We start from the raw sequence: 21981 nt of genomic DNA, 5'->3' as shown, positions 1-21981 counted from the left end.
GGAGGCACGATGACGGTGCAGCAACGGGCCACGCTCGACGACGTCGCGCGGCTGGCCGGAGTCAGCTCCAAGACGGTCTCACGGGTCTTCGCGCAGCGGGAGCTCGTCGCACCGCAGACGGTCGAGCGGGTCCTCGCCTCGGCGAAGCGGCTGCGCTTCCGGCCCAACAGCCTCGCGCAGGGGCTGCGCCGTGGGGGCAGCCGCACGGTCGGCTTCATCATCGGCGAGCTGAGCAACCCGTTTTACTACAAGGTCGCCGCCGGTATCGAGAAGGAGCTCTCGGCGCACGGGTTCAGCCTCGTCGTCGCCACCACCGACGACACCGAAGAGGGCGAGGGGCGCGTCGCCGATGCGCTCCTGGCGCAGCGCGTCGGAGCGCTGCTGCTCATCCCCGTCGGCGAGGACCAGTCCTACCTCGAGGGGGAGCGTCAGCTCGGGACCCCGGTCATCGCCATCGACCGCCCGGCCCGCAACCTCGCGGCCGATTCGATCGTCCTCGACAACCGCGCGGCCGTCCTCGAGGCGACCCGTCGGCTGACGGCGCTCGGTCACCGGCGCATCGCCTACGTCTGCAACCCGGCATCCGTCTGGACGCAGTCCGAGCGTCTCGCCGGCTACCGCCAGGCGATGGCCGAGGCGGGCATCGAGGCAGGGCGGTGGGAGATGCTGGGCGACGATCTGTCGATCCCGCCGCGGGAACTCGTGCAGCGCCTCTGGCAGCAGGATGCCGCGCCGACGGCCATCATCGCCGGCAACAACCGGGTGACGGTCGGCGCACTGCGCGCGCTGAAGGCGCGCGACGATCAACGGACGGCGCTCATCGGCTTCGACGACTTCGACACCGCGGACGTGCTCGGTGTCTCGGTCATCTCATACGACCCGCTCGAACTGGGGCGACGCGCGGCCACCCTCGCGATGGAGCGCATCGGCGACCCCTCCGGCTTCGTGCGTCAGATCACCCTGCCGACGTGGATCATCGAGCGGGGCACCGGCGAGCGTCCGCCGGTCGACTGAGCGGACTCAGACCCGCGCCGCGAGGAACTCGGCCTGCCGCATCCACTGGTACGCCTGGCCGCCCTCGTGCTCGTTGAAGGGGAAGACCTCGATCTCCTTGTCCGCCCCGGCCCATGCATTGAAGGCCGCGAACACGGTCGACGGCGGGCAGATCGGGTCGAGCAGGGCGACCGAGAAGAGGGATGCCGCCTGTGCCCGCGCGGCGAAGCTCACCCCGTCGAAGTACGAGAGGGTCTCGAAGACGCGCTCCTCCGCTCCGCGGTGGACGGCCAGGTACCGCGCGACCTCCTCGTACGGGTCGCGGCCCGTCATCCCGACGGCGCGCTCGAAGTGGCAGAGGAAGGGCACGTCGGGCATCGCCGCGACGAGATCGTCGCTGAGGGCTGCCGCCGCGATGGCGATGCCGCCGCCCTGGCTGCCGCCGCACACGGCCACACGGGCGGCATCCACCTCGGGCAACGAACGCACCGCGTCGATCGCCCGCACCGCGTCGGTGAACACGCGGCGGTAGTAGTAGGTCTCGGGGTCGTCGACGCCCTGGGTCATGTATCCCGGGAAGGCGGGGCCGGAGCCGTGCGGGTCGGGGGTCGCCCCGCCCGATCCCCAGGCGCTGCCCTGACCGCGGGTGTCCATGAAGAAGTGCGCGTAGCCGGATGCCGCCCACCCGAGCCGCTCCACCGGCAGACCCCGGCCCCCGCCGTAGCCGTTGAACTCGACGACGGCCGGCAGCGCGCCGTCGCGCGCGGTCGGCAGGAGCAGCCAGCCCTTCACGGGGTCGCCCGCGAAGCCGGGGAACGTCACGTCGAAGGCCTCGATGCCCCGCAGGGGCGTCTCGACCGGGGTGACCACCGGCGACCCGCCGGCCTCCCGCGCGCCGGCGATCGTGCTCGACCAGAAGTCGTCGAAGTCGGCGGGGATGCGGATCTGGGGACGGTAGTCGCGGAGGTCGGGCAGAGGCAGATCGAAGCGCGGCACGGCCTCACCCTAGCGTCCGGGCGAGCCCCGGCGGAGATATCTCGACATCGAGAGAAACCGGGGTCGTGCGATACGCTGAGGAGCATCCGCGACGCCCTTTTCTTGGAGACGACACGTGCCTGATTCCACCATCATCTACACCTACACCGACGAGGCTCCCGCGCTGGCGACGGCGTCCTTCCTGCCGATCGTCGAAGCGTTCGCCGGAAAGGCCGGAGTCCACATCGATACCCGCGACATCTCGCTCGCGGGCCGCATCCTCGCGGCGTTCCCCCAGAACCTCACCCCCGAGCAGCAGGTGGGCGACGCGCTCGCCGAACTCGGCGGTCTCGCCACCCTCCCCGAGGCCAACATCATCAAGCTGCCGAACATCTCGGCATCCATTCCGCAGCTCAAGGCGGCCGTCGCCGAGCTGAAGGCCGCCGGCTACGACATCCCGGACTACCCGGACGAGCCGAAGGACGTGGCCGAGAAGGACATCCGCGCCCGTTACGACCGCATCAAGGGTTCCGCCGTGAACCCCGTCCTGCGCGAAGGCAACAGCGACCGTCGTGCCCCGCTCTCGGTCAAGAACTACGCGCGCAAGCACCCGCACCGCAACAAGCCCTTCGCCGACGGCAGCAAGACCCGCGTCGCGACGCTCGGCCACGACGACTTCAAGTCCAACGAGACCTCGACGGTCATCGAAGGTGACGACGTCCTGACGATCCGCTTCACGGCCGAGGACGGCGCCGTCACCGAGCTGAAGTCGGGACTCAAGGTCCTCCCCGGCGAGGTGGTCGACGCGACCTTCCTCTCCGCGGCGGCCCTCGACGCCTTCCTGACCGACACGATCGCTCAGGCTGCGGCCGAGGACGTGCTCTACTCCGTGCACCTCAAGGCCACCATGATGAAGGTCAGCGACCCGATCATCTTCGGTCACGTCGTCCGCGCCTTCTTCGCCGACGTCTTCTCGCGCTTCGGTGACAAGCTCGCCGCGGCCGGCCTCACCCCGAACGACGGTCTCGGCGCGATCCTCGCCGGTCTCGGCCACGTCGAGGGCGGCGACGAGATCCGCTCGGCGTTCGATGCGGCCATCGCGAACGGGCCCCGGCTCTCGTACGTCAACTCCGACAAGGGCATCACCAACCTGCACGTCCCCTCCGACGTGATCGTGGATGCCTCGATGCCGGCCCTCATCCGCAACGGCGGCAAGCTGTGGGGTGCCGACGGCGGTGAGGACGACACGATCGCCGTCATCCCCGACTCCTCCTACGCGGGCGTCTACCAGGCGACCATCGACGACGTCATCGCGAACGGTCCGCTGAACCCGGCGACCATCGGCTCCGTGCCGAACGTCGGACTCATGGCGCAGGCCGCCGAGGAGTACGGCTCGCACGACAAGACGTTCGAGATCCCCGCGGCCGGCACGGTCGAGGTCGTGAACGCGGCGGGCGAGGTCCTCCTCTCGCACGCGGTGCAGTCGGGTGACATCTGGCGTGCGACGCAGACCAAGGACGTCGCCATCCGCGACTGGGTGAAGCTCGCCGTCACGCGTGCCCGTGCGACCGGGGTCCCCGCCGTGTTCTGGCTCGACGAGAGCCGCGCGCACGACGCGAACCTCATCGCGAAGGTGAAGACCTACCTCGCCGACCACGACACCGAGGGGCTCACGATCGAGATCCTCGCGCCGGCCGACGCGACCCGGTACTCGCTCGAGCGAATCCGCCGCGGTGAGGACACCATCTCGGTCACCGGCAACGTCCTCCGCGACTACCTCACCGATCTGTTCCCGATCCTCGAGGTCGGCACGAGCGCCAAGATGCTCTCGATCGTCCCGCTGCTCGCCGGCGGCGGACTGTTCGAGACCGGTGCGGGCGGCTCGGCCCCCAAGCACGTGCAGCAGCTCGTCGGTGAGAACTACCTGCGCTGGGACTCGCTGGGCGAGTTCTTCGCACTGGCTGCCTCGTTCGAGCACCTCGCTGACTACACCGGCAACGCGCACGCGAAGGTCCTCGCCGACACCCTCGACGCGGCCACCGGCACCTTCCTCGAAGAGGACAAGTCGCCCGGACGCGCCCTCGGCACGATCGACAACCGCGGCAGCCACTTCTACCTCGCAACCTACTGGGCGCAGGAGCTGGCTCGTCAGACCGTCGACGCCGAGCTCGCGGCGGCCTTCGCCCCCGTCGCCGAGGCGCTGAGCTCGAACGAGGAGACGATCGTCGCCGAGCTCGTCGCCGTGCAGGGTGCGCCCGCCGAGATCGGCGGCTACTACCGTCCCGACCCTGCGCTGGTCGAGAAGGTCATGCGCCCCTCGGCGACGCTGAACGGCATCATCGACGGGCTCTGATCCGAACGAACGGATGCCCCGGCCGCGTCAGCGGGCCGGGGCATCCGTTCGTTCGGGGGAGTGTCAGAGCTTGATCTGCGCGACGACCTCGCCGTACTCGGTCTCGTCGACGGGAGTGAAACCGACGCGCTGGAAGAACGCGTCCGGCCCGCCCTCGCCCGCTTCGTAGATGACGTTGACGTGGTCGAAACCGCGCGCACGGGCTTCGTCGATGAGCTGGTCGACGGCGTAACGGCCGACGCCGCGGCCCTGGTCGTCGGCATCCACGTTGATGCGCCAGAGCACCGAACGGAAGTGCTCATGGGGGGCGTCCGCATCGAACCCGGCACTCACGAAGCCCACGACCTCGTCGCCGTCGAGGATGACGCGCTGCCACGAGGTGGCGGGATCGACCACGGTCGCCGCGATCGCGTAGCTCTCGGGCGTGACGAACCGTTCCTGGCCCGGCTTGAGGGAGAGCGTGTTCACACCGACGATCGTCGTCGCCGACAGTTCTTCTACGCGGAGGTCAGCCATGAGCACAGGCTAACCGGGATCGCTACGGACTGCATCCGAACGATCGATGCGCTTCGCGTCAGGAATGGATCCAGACGTCGCCGCCGTCGGGCATCCAGTCGTAGAGCTTCTTGGCCAGGGCCGGAGGCATGTTGACGCAGCCGGCACTCATCTGGTTGCCGAAGTTGTTGTGCCAGTACGCGCCGTGGAAGGCCTGGTTGCCGTTGAAGTACATGACCCACGGGACGTCGGGCTGCGTGTACTTGTTGCCGGTGTCGCGCGACGTGCCCTTCATGTCCTGCAGGGGGGTGCGCCAGCCGATCGAGTAGTGACCGGTGTACGTCACCGCGCCGTCGCGGCCGCTGGAGATCAGCCAGGTGTCGACGACCTTGCCGTTCTCCTTCAGGTAGAGCCGCTGCTCGCCGAGGTCGACCTCGGCGAGTCGGACGGTGCTCACCGTGTCGCGCGGCGTCACATCGACGGGCAGGTCGTAGGACGCATCGCCGGTGGCGAGCTGGTCGGCGAAGTCGCGGGCGATGCCCGAGGTCTCACCGAGGACGCGGCCGTCCTGGCCCGCGACGACCGTCGACAGCACGGTGCCCGCCTCGCTCGTGAGGACGTTGGCGCTCTCGGGGTCCTGGTTGACCTTCGTCGGCAGCGCGTCGACGGCCGCCTGGATCGCCGCGGCGTCGGCCGTGTAGCCGAACGTGCCGGACTCGTCGGCCGAGACCTGCAGCCAGGACGCGAGGGTCTCGGGTGCGACAGGCACGGCACGGTCGTCGCCGACGTAGAAGCCGGCCTCGGCGATCATGTCGTTGAGGGTGGTCGCGGTCGCCTCGGCCTCCGCCGTCGTGACGGCCGACGCGACCGGCTCGGGCGTCGGGTCGACGCTGGCGGTGCTAGCGCCGTCGGCGAGGGCGGTCTCGAGGGCGGCGCGGACGGCGTCGATCGACACCCCGGTGCCGTCGACCGCCGGGGTCACCGTGTACGCGCCGTCCTGGAACGAGACGGCCGCAGGCGTCGGATCGGTGTACGCGTCGGGCAGTGCCGCGCGCAGAGCGGATGCCGCCCGGTCGGCGTCGAGGGTGACCTCAGGCGTGCCGTACTCGGCGAACCACGCGGTCACGTTCCACATGGGGCTGCCCGCGAAAGCGGCATCGGCGACGGCGGAGGCATCGACCGAGGCACCGAGATCGGCAGCCGACACGGTCGGGCCGCCGTCACCCAGCGAGACCTCGATGGACCCGAGGCGCGACGAGATCGAGTCGGCAGCGGCTCCCGCGGTCTGTCCGCCCACCGGCACTCCGGCGGCGGTCGTCCCCGGGGCGATCAGCACGAGCGAGCACACCGTGGCGGCGGCGACGACAGCGGCGACGGGCAGCCCGATCTTCAGCCACAGACGGCGAGGCCTAGGCGCCGGCTCGGCCGGTGCCCAGCGGACGTCGACGTGCCCACCCGATGCGGGCGTGCCGTCGGCGTCCTGGCGTGTGATGGTCTCGGACATCGATCTCCCCCGAGCTGCGGCCCGGCGTTCCCGACTCCACGGGGATCCGGGGTCTCGTCGCCAGGGCGAATGTCGCTTCCGAAAAGGGTACGCGACGTGGGCTGAATCCGGTTCACCGACCGCACAGATCGTGATAATCGGACACCGCCGTGCGGATGCGGTCGGTGGCGTCGGCGAGGCCCGTGGCGCCGTCGAGGTCGCCCGCCGCGGCATCCGCGGAGGCGTCCGCCAGAACGTCGAATCCGGCGCGGAGGTCGGCGACGATCGCCTCGACGCGTGCATTGTCGATCGATCCGGAGACCTGGCGCAGCGTCGTGCGGACGGCGGCGGTGGCCGTCGCGGCGGCGGCCGGGTCGGAGGCATCCGCTTCGGCGAAGTCGGTCATCGCACCGTCGACGGCGCCGGAGAGGGTCGCACACGCGGCGGCGACGGTCTGCGTGTCGCGCCGCGGGGCCGCCGGCGTGCACGCGACGGCGACGGCGGCGATCGTGGTGGCGACGAGGAGGGTGCCCGCGGCGCGGGCGGGGCGGGATGCGGACACGTCGGGCCTCCTCGGGTCGGGACCGTTCGAGCCTGTCACGTCTCCGCTGGAGGAACGGTGGACCCCGGGCTCCGGCCGAGCGGGTGGCAGCCCCGCACCGCGGGTCGTAGGGTGTGGCCATGCAGCGCACAACGGTGTGGTCGTGGCTCATCGGCGGTCTCCTGCTCGTCGGGCAGAGCGTGCTCGGCGTGCTCTCCGCCCTCGCCGCCCGCGCGGGAGACGCCGCCTCGGTACCGCTCGAACTCGGCGCCGCCGTGCTGGTCGCCGCCGCCTGCGTCGTCTATGCGTTCGGGTTACGGCCCGAGGAGAGCGTCGTCGCCCGCCGGCCGGCGGGTGTGGTCATGCTGCTCTCGCTGGGCGGGTTCGTCCTGGTGCGCGCCGCGTGGTGGGCCGGCCCCACCGGGTACGCCGTCGGTGCGGAGCCGACCGCGGCGCTGAGTGTCATCGTCGCTTTCCTCCTGGCCATCGGGGGCGCGATCTCGATCCTCCGCATCGGGGTGATCCCGCGGCCGTGGAGTTGGATCCCGATTGCCGCCATCGGTCTGGGGCTCGGCCTCGCCACCATGTTCGCCGTGGCGACACTCGTGGCGCCGGGTGCCGGCGGTCCCGTCGGGGTGCTCCCCGCGTCGATCCCGGGTGTCGTCGGGATCATCTCGATCGTCCTGGCGGTCACGACGCAGCCGTCGCCAGCGCGGCCGTCGGCTTCATCGGCCGGCGCCGCCGTCCGTCACGGCTGAGGAGAGAAGACCTTGCCCGGGTTGAGGATCCCGGCCGGGTCGAAGACGGACTTGATCCCGCGCTGCAGCGACCACTGATCCTCGCCGAGCTCGTCCGCGAGCCAGCGGCTCTTCAGGACGCCGATGCCGTGTTCGCCGGTCAGGGTGCCGCCGAGGGCGATCGCCGCGCGGAACAGGTCGTCGGCCGCGCGCCAGACCTCGGCGGGCACCTCGTCGCCCTCGAAGATGAAGTTGGGGTGCAGGTTGCCGTCGCCGGCGTGACAGACCGTGGGGATCGTCAGCCCGTAGGCGGCTTCGATGCGGGCGATCTCGTCGAACATCGCCGGCAGCGCGCTCCGCGGCACGGACACGTCCTCGATCAACGCCGTTCCCAGCGTCTCCATCGCGGGGTGCATCGCCCGCCGCACCGCCCACAGCTGCGCGGCTTCCGCGTCGTCCGCGGCGAGCCGCACGGCTCCGCCGCTCGCGGCGAGGATGTCCGCGATCTCGGTCTGCTCGTGTGCCGCGGCGGCTCCGTCGGTCTGCACGGTCAGCTGCGTCGCGCCGGGCGTCGGCGGGGCGAGACCGAGGAGCGCATGCGCGGCCGTCAGGCTCACGGCATCCATCAGCTCCATGATCGACGGCTGGATGCCGGCCGCAGTCACGGCGGCGGCTCCGGCGGCGGCGGCGCGGACGTCGGGGAAGCGGGCGGTGAGGGTCCGCGTCTCGCCGGGCACGAGCCGACGGAGCTTCAGGGTCGCGCCGACCACGACGCCCAGGGTGCCCTCCGAGCCGATCATGAGTGCCGTCAGGTCGTAGCCCGTGACGCCTTTGACGCTGCGATGACCCGTCGAGATGAGCCGCCCGTCGGCGAGGACGACATCGAGTGCGAGGACGGCGTCGCGGACGACTCCGTACTTCGCGCACAGCAACCCGCCCGCGCCCGTCGCGATGTTGCCGCCGACGGTCGAGATCTCGCGGCTGGCGGGGTCTGGTGGCCACCAGAGACCATAGGGGGCGAGGGTGCGCCCGAGGTCGGCGTTGAGGATGCCGGGTTCCACGACGGCGAGGAGGTCGTCCGGGCGGACCTCGAGGACGCGGTCCATGCCGCGCACCGACAGGGCGATCTCGCCGGCGCCGGTGTTCGCTCCTCCGGCGAGGCCCGTCCCGGCACCGCGGGTCACGACCGGCGTGCCCGTCGCGGTGGCGATCCGCATCGTGGTCTGGACGTCTGCGACGGATGCCGCGTGCACGACGGCGAGCGGTCGCCCGGCGGCGCGCTGCCCCGACTTGTCGGCGCGGGCCGCGTCGACGGCCGGATCGGAGGTGTCGACGCGCTCCCCGAGCGCCTCGCGCAGCAGAGCGACGACGTCGGTCACGACAGGCGGCGGCGCCCCGCCAGGACGCCGACCACGACGGCGACGACGGCGAAGCCGAGACCGATCCAGGCCTGCCCCGCGCTCCACCAGGCGATCGTCGCCGACAGGTAGATGAGCAGCTCGACGAGTCCGCGCACGAAGGGGTGGACGCGGATCACGGCGCGCGGCGAGGCGAACAGGCCCCACACGATGAGCGTCGCCAGGGGCGCGGCGATTCCGAAGACGATGTTCCAGGGGAGGTCCCACGCCGTGAAGCCCCAGATCGCGAGCGATGCGACCGCGAAGAGGATGCACAGGAAGCTGAGGAGGTCGAGGGCCGAGAGCCGCTCGGCGGTCGCGGTGGTCCCAGTGGCGGCAGGTGCCGTGGCGGCGGGTGCGGGCTCCGCGGGTCGTTCGGGGCGGACGTGGGGGAGCTCGGACATGCCTCGATTCTACGGGGGCCGTCGTGACGGCCGGAGTGTAACGAGTTTGTTAAGACTGCTTGCAAAAGCGGGTCGCTCTCTTGCGGCATCCGTATTCGTAAGGCTTACTAACAAACATGCCGAGCCCGACCCGATCCGCAGCCGTGACCCGCTCCCGACGTGCCGCGGGCAAGATCCTCCCCGAGCACGCACGTGCCCACAATCGCGCACTGGTGCTGCAGTCGCTCTTCTCTGCTGGGGCGATGAGCCGCGCCGACCTCGCGCGCGAGACCGGACTCACCCGGGTCACCATCTCGGATCTCGTGGGGTCGCTCATGGAGGACGGGTACGTCGTCGAGCAGGGTGTGCGGGAGGCATCCGGCCCCGGCAAGCCCGCCATGCTCGTCGACATCGCGCGCGACGGTCATCGCATCGTCGGACTCGACCTGTCGGGCAGCGAGAGCCTCGTCGGCGCGGTGCTCACCCTCGACGGCGAGATCGTCGCACGCCACAGCGTCCCGGTCCCCGCCCGGCAGAGCGAGGTCCTCGACGCGATCGTCGCCCTCGCCCGCACGGTCGTCGCCGACGCCCATGCCCCGGTCCTGGGTCTCGGCGTCGGGACACCGGGCGTCGTCGACGACCGCGGCGTCGTCCTCGCGGCGCCCGGCTTCGGGTGGGCGGATCTCGACCTCGCCGGGACCCTCGAGCGCGACCTCGGACTCCCCGTGCTCGTCGCCAACGACGCGAACGCCGCGGTCCTCGCCGAGCACACGTTCGGCGGCGCCGGCGACGACGTGATCCTCGTCCGCGTCGGCCGCGGTGTCGGCGCGGGCCTCCTCACCGGGGGAGAGCCGCTCGCCGGTGCCCGCTTCGCCGCCGGCGAGATCGGCCACGTCACCGTCGGCACCGACGGCGGACCCGCCTGCGCCTGCGGCAAGATCGGATGCCTCGAAGCCTGGCTCGCCGTCCCCGCCCTCACCGAGCGCATCGCCGCCGCCGGCGACCCCGACAGCGTCCTGCGCGACGCCGGCGAGCGGCTCGGCATCGCCCTCGCGCCCATCGTCGGAGCGCTCGACCTGTCGGAGATCGCGCTCTCCGGCCCCGCCGACCTGCTCGGAGGGGCGCTCGCCGAGGCCGCGGCCGAGACGGTCCGCACCCGCACCCTCGCCACGTTCCACGACGGGCTCCAGGTGCGGATGTCGACCCACAGCGAGGACATCGTCCTGCGCGGTGCGGCCGTCATGGTCCTCTCCGGTCGCCTCGGAGTGTCCTGACCCGCACCACCCGCACCACCCGCATCCGCGACGACCCGTCCGGGCCGCCGCATCCCCACACAGTGAAGGAACCGCTATGAAGAAGACCCTCGGAGCACTGTCGCTCCTCGGCGCGTCAGCCCTCGTCCTCTCCGGTTGCGCCGGTGGCGGGACGCCCACCGGCGGGAGCGCCGAGACCGGCGACCTGACCGTCTGGCTGGTCGGCACCGACACGCCCCAGGACGCGCGCGACTATCTGAAGAAGACGTTCGAAGACCAGAACGACGGCTGGACCCTCTCGATCGAGGAGAAGACGTGGGCCGACACCGGTGAGGCGTACGTCGCCGCGCTCTCGTCCAACGACGCGCCCGACATCGTCGAGGTCGGCAACACGCAGGCGCCGGGATTCATCTCGCAGGGCCTGTTCGCCGACCTCTCCGGCATCCAGGACGACCTCGGGGGCGACGACATGCTGACGAGCTTCGTCGACCTCGGGTCGGAGGACGGCACGCTCTACGCAGCGCCGTACTACGCCGGATCGCGCGTCGTGTTCTACTCGCCCGCCAGCTACTCCGGAGAGGTCCCGACGACGCTCGCCGACTACGTGAAGGCCGGCATCGACGGGACCACCGCGACGAAGTCGGGCATCTACGCCCCCGGCAAGGACTGGTACAACGCCCTGCCCTACATCTGGGCCAACGGGGGCGAGATCGCCACCCTCGACGGCGAGAAATGGGTCGGCGGATTCTCGAGCGAAGGCGGGATCGCGGGCCTCACGATGCTGCAGGACGTCTACGCGAACGCGACCATCGCCCCCGCCGACTCCGACGAGACCGACCCGCAGGTGCCGTTCTGCGCCGGCGAGGTCGGGTTCCTCTCGGCGCCGGCGTGGGTGAAGTGGTCGATCCTCGCGGCCGCCGACGCCGAAGCGCCCGGATGCCCCGACGAGGCCGGTAAGGACCTGGCGGCGTTCGCCCTGCCCGGCATGAGCGCGGGTGAGGTCGCCCCGGTCTTCGCGGGCGGCTCGAACATCGCGGTCGCCGCGAAGTCGGACGCGCAGGACAAGGCGCAGGCGGCGCTGGAGATCATCCTGTCGGAGGGGTACCAGAAGATCCTCGCCGAGAACGGGCTGATCCCCGCGCGCACCTCGTTCGCGCAGTACCTGCCCGACGACGCCATCACCGCCGAGGCGGCCAAGGCCGCGGCATCCTCCAAGGCGGTCCCGGCGAGCCCCAAGTGGGCCGAGGTCGAGTCGGCCGGCGTCATCAAGGACGCGCTCGTGAAGATCGCGCAGGGAGGCGACGTCACCGAGATCGCCACCGCCCTCGACGGTCAGATCGAAGCGATCCTCAACTCCTGACCGACCTGTGCAGGGGGCGGTCGCACCCCGGCTGCCCCCTCACCCTGCACGGAGACGATGATGTCCGGAACCCTCACACGCGCCGCCCCTCCGGCGCCGCCCCGCGATCGCCTCGCCACCGCGGCCCGCGAGCGCGGCCGACGTCGCAAGGACGGCGCGGCGGCGCTCACCCTGCTCGGCCCCTCCCTCGTCATCCTCGCGGTGATGGTCGGGTACCCCGCGGTCCTCATGGTCGTCCAGTCGTTCAGCGACTACTCGATCCGCGACAAGGTGCAGGGGACTCTTCCCGACGTGGTCGGCCTGGACAACTACCTCGAGGTGTTCACCGCGTCCGACTTCCCGGCGGTGCTCGTGCGCAGCCTCGGGCTCATGCTCGTCATGACCGTGCTGATCGTCGGGCTCGGCGCACTCGTCGCGGTGCTCATGACACGACTCACCCGCGGCTGGCGCCTGCTGGTGTCGATCGGGCTGCTCCTCGCGTGGGCGATGCCGCCGCTGGCGGCGACCACCGTCTGGGGGTGGATCTTCGACGCGCAGTACGGCCTCGTGAACTGGCTGCTCGACTCCGTCACCGGGTCCACGGACTTCACGAACCACTCCTGGCTCCTCGACCCCTGGTCGTTCTTCGCCGTCCTCACGATCATCGTCGTGTGGCAGGGGGTCCCCTTCGCCGCCTTCACCCTCTATGCCGCGCTCGGGCAGGTTCCGGGCGAGGTCCTCGAGGCGGCGTCGCTCGACGGCGCGACCGGGCTGCAGCGGTTCCGCCTCGTGGTCTACCCGTACCTGCGGAACGTGGTGACCGTCGTCGTCGTCCTGCAGGTGATCTGGAACCTCCGGATCTTCACGCAGGTGTACACGCTGCAGCAGCGCGGTGGGCTCGTCTCGGAGACGAACGTCCTCGGCACCTACATCTTCCGTCAGGGGGTGGGCGAGTTCGGGGTGACCAGCGCGATCGGCGTGCTCACCGTCATCCTCCTGCTCGCCCTGTCCTGGGGCTACGTCCGGACGACCCTCAAGGAGGAGGAGCTGTGAGCACGCAGATCACGCCTGCCGCGCAGCTGGCGACCGTCGGCGTCGACGAGGTCGCCGGCCGGGTCGGCGACGCGCGGACGCCCGTCGCGGGATCGCTCGCCGCACGGCGTCGTCGCCGCTCACCGCTCGGCCGCGTGGTGCTCAACGTCGCCGCGCTCGTCGTCTTCGCGTGCTCGGTGTTCCCCGTCTACTGGATGCTGAACATGTCGTTCACGAGCGGCGAATCGATCATCAGCCGCACGCCGAGCTTCCTGCCGCTGGACTTCACGCTCCGCAACTACGAGACGGCGTGGACGCGACCCGCAGCGCCCGGGCAGACCGATTTCGTGCACGGACTGATCAGTTCGGGTCTCGTCACGGTCGGCGTCCTCGTGGTCACCCTCCTCGTCGCGTTCCTCGCCTCGATCGCGGTCGCCCGCATCCGCTTCCGGGGACGCCGCTCGTTCATCGTCTCGGTCCTCATCGTGCAGATGATCCCGGGTGAGGCGATGATGTTCACGATCTACGGGATGATCGACGACTGGCGGCTCATGAACACGCTCGTGGGGCTCGGCATCGTCTACGTCGCCGCGGTCGTCCCGTTCACGATCTGGACCCTGCGCGGGTTCGTCGCGGGGGTCCCGGTCGACCTCGAAGAGGCGGCCATGATCGACGGGTGCACGCGCTCGCAGGCGTTCTGGAAGGTCACCTTCCCGCTCCTCGCTCCGGGCCTCGTCGCCACCGGCGTCTTCGCGTTCATCCAGTCGTGGAACGAGTTCACGATGGCGCTCCTGCTGCTGCGGGGCCAGAACCTGACGCTGCCGCCGTGGCTCCTGTCGTTCCAGTCCGCGACAGAGGCGACCAACTGGGGCGCGGTGATGGCGGCATCCACCCTCATCTCCATCCCCGTCGTCGTCTTCTTCCTCATCGTGCAGGGGCGGATGTCGGGCGGGCTCGTCTCGGGCGCCGTGAAGGGCTGACATGCGCGTCGGAATCGACGTCGGCGGCACGAAGACGCTCGCCGTCGCGGTGGATGACGGCGGTCGCGTCGTCGCGACCGACCGCCGCGCGACCGGGCGGGGAGCCGAGGCCGTCGTCGACGGGATCTGCGCGGCCGTGCACGCCGTGCTCGGCGACGCGCCGCCGGGCCCCGTCGGAGTCGGCATGCCGGGGCAGGTCTCGCCCGGCGGCGTCGTCCGGCACGCGCTGAACCTCGGGATCGGGAGCGTCGACCTGGCCGAGGCCGTCGCCGCCCGGATCGGTGTGCGGCCCGTCGTCGAGAACGACGTGCGCGCCGCCGCCATGGGCGCGGCCGCCCTCCTGCCGGCAACGGACTCGCTCGCCTACCTGAACCTCGGGACGGGCGTCGCCGCGGGGATCGTCCGGGGCGGGATGCCCTGGCGCGGCGCGCGTGGCGCCGCCGGCGAGATCGGGCACCTCAGCGTCGACCCCGCGGGGCCGGTCTGCCCCTGCGGGCAGCGCGGATGCATCGAGGCGCTCGCCGGCGGCGCCGGGGTCGCCGCGCGGTGGGGGAAGCCGTCGCCGCTCCCCGTCGCCGAGGTGTTCGACTGCGCGGATGCGGGCGACCCGCTCGCCCGGTCGCTGCGGGCGGATCTGGTCCGTGGCGTGGCCGCCGCGGTGCAGGCGCTCGTGCTCACGGCCGACGTCGAGCTCGTCGTCCTCGGCGGCGGGGTGTCGCGTCTGGGTGAGCGGGTGTTCGCGCCGGTGCGCACGGCGCTTCGGGCCGCGGCATCCGGGTCGGCCTTCCTCGCCTCGCTCGATCTGGCGGAACGGCTCGCCCCGGTGCCCGCGGGCGAGCCCGTCGGCGCGGTCGGTGCCGCACTGCTGGCGGGGTCGCCCGTCGGGGTCGCGCCGGGACTCTGATCGATGTGCTGGTCGGTATTCAGTCTCGACGCGAGTCCGCTGGGAGTGCGGGGGCGGATCCCCGGGCGTCAGCTCAGCGGCCGCACCGATCGGGACTGAATACCGAATGCGGCGTCTGGCTGGCGGTCGGAGGGAGCCGCGGCTCAGACCGTCCCGGAGAAGACCCGCCGTACGTGCAGATCGCTGCTCAGGAGCACCGCGTCGGCGACGGCGCCGACGGCGAGGGAGCCGAGCTCCGGCCTACCGATCGTGCGCGCCGGCGTCGCGGTGAGCGCGGCGACGGCGTCGGGCAGTGCCACGCCCGCCGCGACGGCGGTGCGGAGCGCGGCATCCTGCGTCAGGGTGGAACCTGCGATCGTCCCGTCGGCCAGGCGCGCGACACCCGCGTCGACCGTGACCGACAGCGACCCGAGACGGTAGGTCCCGTCCGCGGCGCCGGCGGCGGCCATCGCGTCGGTCACGAGTGCGATCCGGCCCGGGGCGGCGGCGAACAGCATCCGGATCACGTCGGGGTGCAGGTGCACGCCGTCGGCGATGACCTCGAGGGTCACGCGGGGGTCGCCGGTCGCGGCGCCGACCGGTCCCGGGGCGCGGTGGTGGAGTCCCGGCATCGCATTGAAGGCGTGGGTGAGGAGGGTGGCGCCTGCGTCGAACGCGCGGCGCGTGGCCTCGACGTCGGCATCGGTGTGACCGACCGCGACGACGACGCCGGCCGCGGCGAACTGGGCGATCGCGTCGTGCCCGCCGGGCAGTTCGGGCGCGAGCGTCACCTGCACGAGCGAGCCGTGCGCCGCTTCGATCAGCGCGGCGACGGCCTCGGGCGTGGGGGTGAGGAGAAGGGCAGGATCGTGGGCACCGCGGTGCGCCGGGTCGAGGAACGGGCCCTCCAGGTGCGCGCCGAGGACCGAGGCATCCGCTTCCGCGAGCTCGGCGATCGCACCGAGACGGGTCGCGAGGTCGGCGGGGGAACCGGCGACCAGCGAGATGACGGCGCGCGTCGTGCCGTACGCGAGGTGCGCCGCCCGGGCGACGCGGATCGCCTCGATGCCGTCCTCGTGCGCGCGACCGCCTCCGCCGTGCCCGTGCAGGTCGACGAAACCGGGCGTGAGCACCGCGCCCGACGCATCGACGACCTCGTCGGCGCCGAGCGAGCGCCACGACTCCCCGGTGCCGGATGCCGCGACCCGGCCGGCCTCGATGCGGATCCACGCGTCCGGGGTCTCCGCGCCGGCGTCGATCAGCCGGGCGGAGTGGATGATGCGGGTCACGTCGTCCACGGGACCTCCGCGAGGGCGGGGAAGCGGATGCCGAGCGAAGTCCAGAGCGGCCCGAGCCCGCCGACCCGCGCGCGGAACGAGTCCCACGTGCGCTCGGGTCCGGTGGCGGCGGACCACGCGATCTCGGCCGCGGCCGCGATGCGCGGGAAGGCGAGTGCGTCGATGTCGGCGAGGCTCGCGACGGTCTCGGTCCACAGCGGAGCCTCGACGCCGAGGATCGCGTCCTCGGCGAGACCGTCGACGACGGCGGTCGGCTCCCACGAGTACGCGCGCTCGAGGCTCGTCGCGCCGTTCGCCCAGATCAGACCCAGGGGCGCGTCGTCGGTCGGCTTCATGTCGAGGTAGATCGCGTCGGCGGGCGAGAGGATGACGCGGCCGCCGCGCTCGGCGAAGGCGCGGGCGTGCTGGGGCGCGGCATCCGTCGGCGTCGCGAAGCCCCAGTACTGGCCGATCGTGCCGGGAGCCAGACCCGCGACGGCGCCGGCCTCATGCCAGGCGATGGGCGTCTTGCCGAGGTCGGCGATGAGGGCGCTCGCACGCGTGACGAAGTGCGCGAAGTCCTCGGGGGTCGTCCCGTGGGACTCGTCGCCGCCGAAGTGCAGCCAGGGTCCCGGGGTGAGCCCGGCGAGTTCGGCGAAGACGTCGCGCACGAAGGCATACGTCGCGTCGTCGTGGACGCGGAGCGACGAGAAGCCGACCGCGGTGCCGGTGTACGGCTCGCCCTCGACGGGGATCGCGCCCTCGGTGATCACGTCCGTGACCGGCGCCTCGGCGATCTCCGGGTAGGCGAGGGCGACGGCGTGCGTGTGCCCCGGCATGTCGAACTCGGGGACGACGGTCATGTGACGGGATGCCGCGTACGCGACGATCTCGCGGTACTCGTCCTGCGTGTAGAAGCCTCCGGGAGCCCCGTCGACCGCGGTCGTCGAAGCCCTCTCGGTGAGCTCGGGACGCGAGCGCAGCTCGAGCCGCCAGCCCTGGTCGTCCGAGAGGTGCAGGTGCAGGACGTTGAGCTTCAGCGATGCGGCGCGGTCGATGTACGCCCGCACCGTGTGGACTCCGTGGAAGTGGCGCGCGACGTCGAGCATGACCCCGCGGTACGCGAACCGCGGGGCATCCGCGATGCGGACGGCCGGCACCACCCAGCGCTCGCCGTCACGACGGACGAGCTGGCCGAGCGTCTGCACGCCGGAGAAGAGGCCCGCGGCATCCGCTCCCGTGATCCGGATGCCGGTGGCCGCCGCCTCGAGGACGTACGACTCCGCGGGGCCGCCGTCCCGCACGTCGAGCACGATGCCGTCGCCGTCCGGCAGGTCGAGGCCCGTGCGCGCGGCGACGAGGGAGCGGAGGGCGGTCGCGGCATCCGTCTCGCCCGTCAGGCCGGCCCCGGCGAGGTCGAAGGCGGGCCCGTTCTGGACGGCGACGTCCGCGGGGAAGGGGACGAGGGGGAGGGGCACCGGAGCCACCGCCGTTCTGTAAGGTGTCCTAACAAAACCGATCGGGCCAGCCTATCAGCGGCCCCATCCGTTATGCTCGCAGTGTCGCGACTGGCGTTGAGGTGGGCTACCACCGGGGAGCGATTGACACGGCATTCGACCGCGCGCCTGGGCCGATGCGAGATTCCTCATCCCGAAAGCCGTCGTCAGGAGATCGTCATGACCGATTCGCTGTTCAACGCCCCCCTCTCCGAGGTCGATCCCGAGATCGCCGATGTGCTCGAGCGGGAGCTCGACCGTCAGCGCGGGTTCCTCGAGATGATCGCCTCCGAGAACTTCGTTCCCGTCTCGGTGCTGCAGTCGCAGGGCTCCGTCCTCACCAACAAGTACGCCGAGGGATACCCCGGCCGCCGCTACTACGGCGGCTGCGAGGTCGTCGACGTCGCCGAGGAGCTCGCGATCGAGCGCGCCAAGGCCCTCTTCGGCGCCGGGTTCGCCAACGTCCAGCCCCACTCGGGTGCGTCGGCCAACGCCGCCGTCCTGCACGCGATCGCCCGCCCCGGCGACACGCTGCTCGGCCTCTCGCTCGACCACGGCGGCCACCTCACCCACGGCATGAAGATCAACTTCTCGGGCCGCCTGTACGACATCGTCGCGTACGGCGTCGACGCCGAGACCTCGCTCGTCGACATGGACGAGGTCCGCCGTCTCGCGATCGAGCACAAGCCGAAGGTCATCATCGCCGGCTGGTCGGCCTACCCCCGTCAGCTCGACTTCGCCGCCTTCCGCGCGATCGCCGACGAGGTGGGCGCCCTCCTCTGGGTCGACATGGCGCACTTCGCCGGTCTCGTCGCCGCGGGCCTGCACCCGTCGCCCATCCCGCACGCGCACGTCGTCTCGACCACCGTGCACAAGACGATCGGCGGTCCCCGCTCGGGCCTCATCCTCTCGAACGACGCCGACATCGCGAAGAAGATCAACACCGCGGTCTTCCCCGGCCAGCAGGGCGGGCCTTTGATGCACGTGATCGCGGCGAAGGCGACCGCGTTCAAGCTCGCGATGACCCCGGAGTTCAAGGAACGCCAGGAGCGCACGCTCCGGGGAGCCGCGATCCTCGCCGACCGCCTCACCCAGGACGACGTCACGGGCGCCGGCATCGCGGTGCGTTCGGGCGGCACCGACGTGCACCTCGTGCTCGTCGACCTGCGCGACGCGGCGATCGACGGCAAGCAGGCCGAAGACCTGCTGCACGACATCCGGATCACGGTCAACCGCAACGCGGTCCCGAACGACCCGCGTCCGCCGATGGTCACCTCGGGGCTGCGGATCGGCACGCCGGCGCTCGCGACCCGCGGCTTCGGCGACGCCGAGTTCACCGAGGTCGCCGACGTCATCGCGCTCGCGCTGCTGCCGGGTGCTGACCACGAGGCGCTCCGCGCGCGCGTCGCGAAGCTCGCCGACGCGTTCCCGCTCTACCCCGGCCTGCACCAGTGACCGCCGGCATCCGGCCCCTCCTCCGACCGCGAGACTGCACGCACGCCTCGAGACAGCGGTTCTTGACCGCAGTCTCGAGCTCCCCGCGCAGTCTCGCGGGCGAGGGGCGACGACAGGAGACATCATGACCGCGGCGGTCCTCGACGGCAAGGCCGCCTCGGCGGCGATCAAGACGGAGCTCGCAGAGCGCGTCGCGGTGCTGAAGGAGCACGGCGTGACGCCCGGCATCGCCACCGTCCTCGTGGGCGCGGACCCGGCATCCCAGCTCTACGTCGGGATGAAGCACCGCCAGTCCGAGGCGATCGGGATGAACTCGATCCAGCGCGAGCTGCCCGCCGACGCGACGCAGGAGCAGGTCGAAGCGCTGATCGACGAGCTCAACGCCGACCCCACCTGCCACGGGTACATCGTGCAGCTGCCGCTGCCGAAGCACCTCGACACCGACCGCATCCTCGAGCGGATCGATCCCGAGAAGGATGCCGACGGCCTCCACCCGACGAACCTCGGTCGCCTGGTGCTGAACGTCAACACCCCGATCACCTCGCCGCTGCCGTGCACGCCGCGCGGGGTCATCGAGCTGCTGGTGCGGAACGGCTACGACCTGGCGGGCAAGCACGTCGTCGTCGTCGGTCGCGGTGTCACGATCGGCCGGTCGATCGGCCTGCTGCTCACGCGCCGCGAGTACAACGCGACCGTCACGCTCACCCACACCGGCACGACCGACCTCGGCGCGCACCTGCGCGAGGCCGACGTCATCGTCGCCGCAGCGGGCGTGAAGCACATCGTCACGGCCGAGCACGTGAAGCCCGGCGCGGCGGTGCTCGACGTCGGCGTCACCCGCGAGGACGACCCCGAGACCGGCAAGAGCCGCGTCTACGGCGACGTCCACCCGGACGTCGCGGAGGTCGCGGGCTGGGTGTCGCCGAACCCCGGCGGCGTCGGCCCGATGACGGTCGCGCTCCTGATGACCAACGTCGTCGAGGTCGCCGAGCGCGCTGCGGGCCTGCGCGTCTGACGTGTGCTTGTGAACGAGGGATGCCGGGTGCCGCCCGGCATCCCTCGCCTTCGTTGACGGGCACCGCTCGCCTGTCGCGATGTGCGGTGGCGTGCGGCGTGTTGTGTTGGGGGAAGCCAGCGGGGGCGCTGCCGTGATGCTCGCCTGTCGCGATGTGCGGTGGCGTGCGGCGTGTTGTGACAGGGGAAGCCCGCGGGGGCCCTGCGCCGGGGAAGCCCGCGGGGGCGCTGCGCCGCCGCTCGCCTGTCGCGATGTGCGGTGGCGCGCGGCGTGTTGTGACAGGAGAAGCGCGCGCCGGGGCGTCAGGCGGTGAAGCGGGCGAGGAAGGCGCGGGTGCGTGCTTCCTGCGGATGCCGCAGCACGGACGACGGCGGGCCCTGCTCGACGATCGTGCCGGCGTCGAGGAACACGACGCGATCGGCGACGTCGCGCGCGAACGCCATCTCGTGCGTCGCCATGAGGATCGTCGCGCCCTCCGACGCCAGGTCGCGGACGAGCTCGAGGACCTCGCCGACGAGCTCCGGGTCGAGCGCCGAGGTGATCTCGTCGAGGAGCAGCACCTCGGGGTCGGTCGCGATCGCGCGGGCGATGGCGACGCGCTGCTGCTGACCGCCCGACAGCCGGTCGGGGTGATCCTTCGCCTTGTCGGCGAGCCCGACGCGGGCCAGCAGGTCGACGGCGCGGGCTTCGGCGTCGCGGCGCGGCATCCGATGCACCACGCGCGAGGCGAGCGTGACGTTGTCGAGCACGGACAGATGCGGGAAGAGGTTGAAGCTCTGGAACACGGCACCCAGGCGCGCTCGCACGCGGTTGCCGTCGACCCGCGGGTCGGAGATGTCCTCGTCGCCGAGGAAGATCTGCCCGTCGTCGATGGGCTCCAGCAATCCCAGGCACCGCAGCAGCGTCGACTTGCCCGATCCGCTCGCGCCGATGAGCGCGACGACCTCATGTGCACCGAGCGTCACGTCGACGCCCTTCAGCACGTCCCGGTCGCCGAAGGATTTGCGGATGCCGGTCGCCGTCAAGATCCCGCTCACAGCACCGATCCTGACTGCTCGCGCTCGCGGAGCCTCGCCGTGTACCAGTCCGTCAGGCGGATCGTGGGGATCGCCAGGAGGATGAAGAGGATGCCTGCCACGACGTACGGCGTGAAGTTGTAGGTCGTCGCGACGACGCCCTTCGCCCGCGCGATCGCGTCGAGGCCCGCGATGATCGAGATGAGCCCGACGTCCTTCTGCATCGAGATGAAGTCGTTCATGAGCGCGGGTGTCATCTTGCGGAGAGCCTGCGGCAAAACGACGCGGCGGAGCGTCTGCACATGGTTCAGGCCGAGAGCGCGGGCGGCGAGGCGCTGAGAGGGGTGCACCGAGTCGATGCCGGCGCGGATCACCTCGGCGACGTAGGCCGAGTATGTGAGCGTGACGGCGAGGATGCCGAGGAACAGCTCGTCGATCCGCTCGCCGACGATCGTCGGCAGCCCGAACCCGACGAGGTAGAGCACGATGATGAACGGCAGCCCGCGGAACAGATCGGTGTAGCCCGCCGCCAGGGTCCGCACGGGAAAGAAGACCGGGCCCCGGAGAGTGCGCAGGAGTGCGATCACGAGCGCGACGCCGCCGACCGTGAAGATCGAGATGCCGAGCACCGTCAGGTTGAGGAGGAAGCCCTCCCACACCTTCGGCAGCGCCTCGATGGCAACAGCGGGGTCGAAGAAGGCCCGCTGGACCTTCGCCCAGCCCTCCGTGTTGATGACGAACGCCCACACGATCACCGCGAACGCGGCCGTCGAGAGGATCGCGATGAGCACGGACCGTCGCTCCCGCCCGCGCCGATAGGCGCGACGGTCGAGCTCGAGTGCACTCGGGATGCTGGTACTCACGGATCGACGCTAGCG

The 21981-nt window shown here is 71.5% G+C and carries 20 protein-coding genes and 1 riboswitch; of the genes, 10 read left to right on the top strand and 10 right to left on the bottom strand.

The window, feature by feature from the left end; all coding sequences use genetic code 11:
* Positions 1-9: 9 nt before the first annotated feature.
* Positions 10-1014, top strand: coding sequence for a LacI family DNA-binding transcriptional regulator (locus BLR68_RS04530; protein ID WP_018188859.1), 1005 nt, complete (start codon positions 10-12; stop codon positions 1012-1014).
* 6 nt (positions 1015-1020) lie between these two features.
* Here BLR68_RS04530 and BLR68_RS04525 read toward each other — a convergent pair whose 3' ends face one another.
* Positions 1021-1989 (bottom strand): acetylxylan esterase, encoded by a 969-nt coding sequence (locus BLR68_RS04525; protein ID WP_018188858.1) that lies wholly within the window; start codon positions 1987-1989, stop codon positions 1021-1023.
* A 115-nt stretch (positions 1990-2104) separates the two neighbouring features.
* Between BLR68_RS04525 and BLR68_RS04520 the strand changes: the two genes are divergently transcribed.
* Positions 2105-4321, top strand: a complete 2217-nt coding sequence (locus BLR68_RS04520; protein ID WP_018188857.1) for an NADP-dependent isocitrate dehydrogenase — start codon at positions 2105-2107, stop codon at positions 4319-4321.
* 63 nt (positions 4322-4384) lie between these two features.
* On the opposite strand, the gene BLR68_RS04515 is transcribed toward BLR68_RS04520, so the two are convergent.
* The 3 genes from BLR68_RS04515 to BLR68_RS04505 form a co-directional block, all read right to left on the bottom strand.
* Positions 4385-4837: a GNAT family N-acetyltransferase gene (locus BLR68_RS04515; protein WP_018188856.1), complete on the bottom strand. Its 453-nt coding sequence runs from the start codon at positions 4835-4837 to the stop codon at positions 4385-4387.
* A 58-nt stretch (positions 4838-4895) separates the two neighbouring features.
* On the bottom strand, positions 4896-6320 hold the full coding sequence (locus tag BLR68_RS04510) for a L,D-transpeptidase family protein (protein ID WP_018188855.1): 1425 nt from the start codon (positions 6318-6320) through the stop codon (positions 4896-4898).
* 112 nt (positions 6321-6432) lie between these two features.
* Entirely contained in the window at positions 6433-6861 is a 429-nt protein-coding gene (locus BLR68_RS04505) for a hypothetical protein (protein WP_018188854.1), read from the bottom strand.
* 119 nt (positions 6862-6980) lie between these two features.
* On the opposite strand from BLR68_RS04505, the gene BLR68_RS04500 reads away from it, so the two are divergent.
* Positions 6981-7598: a hypothetical protein gene (locus BLR68_RS04500; protein ID WP_018188853.1), complete on the top strand. Its 618-nt coding sequence runs from the start codon at positions 6981-6983 to the stop codon at positions 7596-7598.
* On the opposite strand, the gene BLR68_RS04495 is transcribed toward BLR68_RS04500, so the two are convergent.
* Positions 7589-8956, bottom strand: a complete 1368-nt coding sequence (locus tag BLR68_RS04495) for an FAD-binding oxidoreductase (protein WP_018188852.1) — start codon at positions 8954-8956, stop codon at positions 7589-7591. The two genes, BLR68_RS04500 and BLR68_RS04495, sit on opposite strands and share 10 nt — an antisense overlap.
* Positions 8953-9378, bottom strand: coding sequence for a YrdB family protein (locus tag BLR68_RS04490; RefSeq protein ID WP_018188851.1), 426 nt, complete (start codon positions 9376-9378; stop codon positions 8953-8955). The genes BLR68_RS04495 and BLR68_RS04490 overlap by 4 nt, the downstream gene beginning before the upstream one ends.
* A 116-nt stretch (positions 9379-9494) precedes the next feature.
* Between BLR68_RS04490 and BLR68_RS04485 the strand changes: the two genes are divergently transcribed.
* From BLR68_RS04485 to BLR68_RS04465, 5 genes are all read left to right on the top strand, one after another.
* Complete coding sequence (locus tag BLR68_RS04485; protein ID WP_040570620.1) at positions 9495-10631, top strand: ROK family transcriptional regulator; 1137 nt, start codon at positions 9495-9497, stop codon at positions 10629-10631.
* A gap of 76 nt (positions 10632-10707) precedes the next feature.
* Positions 10708-11970 carry a sugar ABC transporter substrate-binding protein gene (locus tag BLR68_RS04480; RefSeq protein WP_018188849.1) on the top strand — a complete coding sequence of 421 codons (1263 nt, stop codon included), beginning with the start codon at positions 10708-10710 and terminating at the stop codon, positions 11968-11970.
* A gap of 60 nt (positions 11971-12030) precedes the next feature.
* Positions 12031-13002, top strand: a complete 972-nt coding sequence (locus BLR68_RS04475) for a carbohydrate ABC transporter permease (protein WP_026303055.1) — start codon at positions 12031-12033, stop codon at positions 13000-13002.
* Positions 12999-13961, top strand: a complete 963-nt coding sequence (locus BLR68_RS04470) for a carbohydrate ABC transporter permease (protein WP_018188847.1) — start codon at positions 12999-13001, stop codon at positions 13959-13961. The genes BLR68_RS04475 and BLR68_RS04470 overlap by 4 nt, the downstream gene beginning before the upstream one ends.
* Position 13962: 1 nt before the next feature.
* Entirely contained in the window at positions 13963-14865 is a 903-nt protein-coding gene (locus BLR68_RS04465) for an ROK family protein (protein ID WP_018188846.1), read from the top strand.
* 143 nt (positions 14866-15008) lie between these two features.
* Here the strand turns inward: BLR68_RS04465 and nagA are convergent, their stop codons facing one another.
* Both nagA and BLR68_RS04455 read right to left on the bottom strand, forming a co-directional pair.
* Positions 15009-16142, bottom strand: coding sequence for an N-acetylglucosamine-6-phosphate deacetylase (nagA, locus tag BLR68_RS04460; RefSeq protein WP_018188845.1), 1134 nt, complete (start codon positions 16140-16142; stop codon positions 15009-15011).
* Positions 16130-17608 (bottom strand): family 20 glycosylhydrolase, encoded by a 1479-nt coding sequence (locus BLR68_RS04455; RefSeq protein ID WP_018188844.1) that lies wholly within the window; start codon positions 17606-17608, stop codon positions 16130-16132. Before BLR68_RS04455 ends, nagA begins: the two co-directional genes overlap by 13 nt.
* Positions 17609-17675: 67 nt before the next feature.
* Positions 17676-17759: riboswitch (ZMP/ZTP riboswitch) on the top strand.
* 38 nt (positions 17760-17797) lie between these two features.
* Between BLR68_RS04455 and glyA the strand changes: the two genes are divergently transcribed.
* The gene (gene glyA / locus BLR68_RS04450) at positions 17798-19072 is read left to right on the top strand and encodes a serine hydroxymethyltransferase (RefSeq protein WP_018188843.1); all 1275 of its coding nucleotides are present in this window, start codon (positions 17798-17800) and stop codon (positions 19070-19072) included.
* A 124-nt stretch (positions 19073-19196) separates the two neighbouring features.
* A complete protein-coding gene (locus BLR68_RS04445; protein WP_018188842.1) occupies positions 19197-20087 on the top strand; it encodes a bifunctional methylenetetrahydrofolate dehydrogenase/methenyltetrahydrofolate cyclohydrolase in 891 nt (296 codons plus the stop codon).
* 302 nt (positions 20088-20389) lie between these two features.
* Here BLR68_RS04445 and BLR68_RS04440 read toward each other — a convergent pair whose 3' ends face one another.
* Together BLR68_RS04440 and BLR68_RS04435 are read right to left on the bottom strand one after the other, a co-directional pair.
* Positions 20390-21124, bottom strand: a complete 735-nt coding sequence (locus BLR68_RS04440) for an amino acid ABC transporter ATP-binding protein (RefSeq protein WP_018188841.1) — start codon at positions 21122-21124, stop codon at positions 20390-20392.
* Positions 21121-21966 carry an amino acid ABC transporter permease gene (locus tag BLR68_RS04435; RefSeq protein ID WP_018188840.1) on the bottom strand — a complete coding sequence of 282 codons (846 nt, stop codon included), beginning with the start codon at positions 21964-21966 and terminating at the stop codon, positions 21121-21123. Before BLR68_RS04435 ends, BLR68_RS04440 begins: the two co-directional genes overlap by 4 nt.
* Positions 21967-21981 lie beyond the last annotated feature (15 nt).

It is taken from the genome of Microbacterium sp. 77mftsu3.1 (assembly GCF_900100525.1).
In the GTDB taxonomy this organism is placed as follows: domain Bacteria; phylum Actinomycetota; class Actinomycetes; order Actinomycetales; family Microbacteriaceae; genus Microbacterium; species Microbacterium aquilitoris.
Note: the sequence above shows the minus strand (reverse complement) of the source record. Positions and strands in the feature narration are given on the sequence as shown.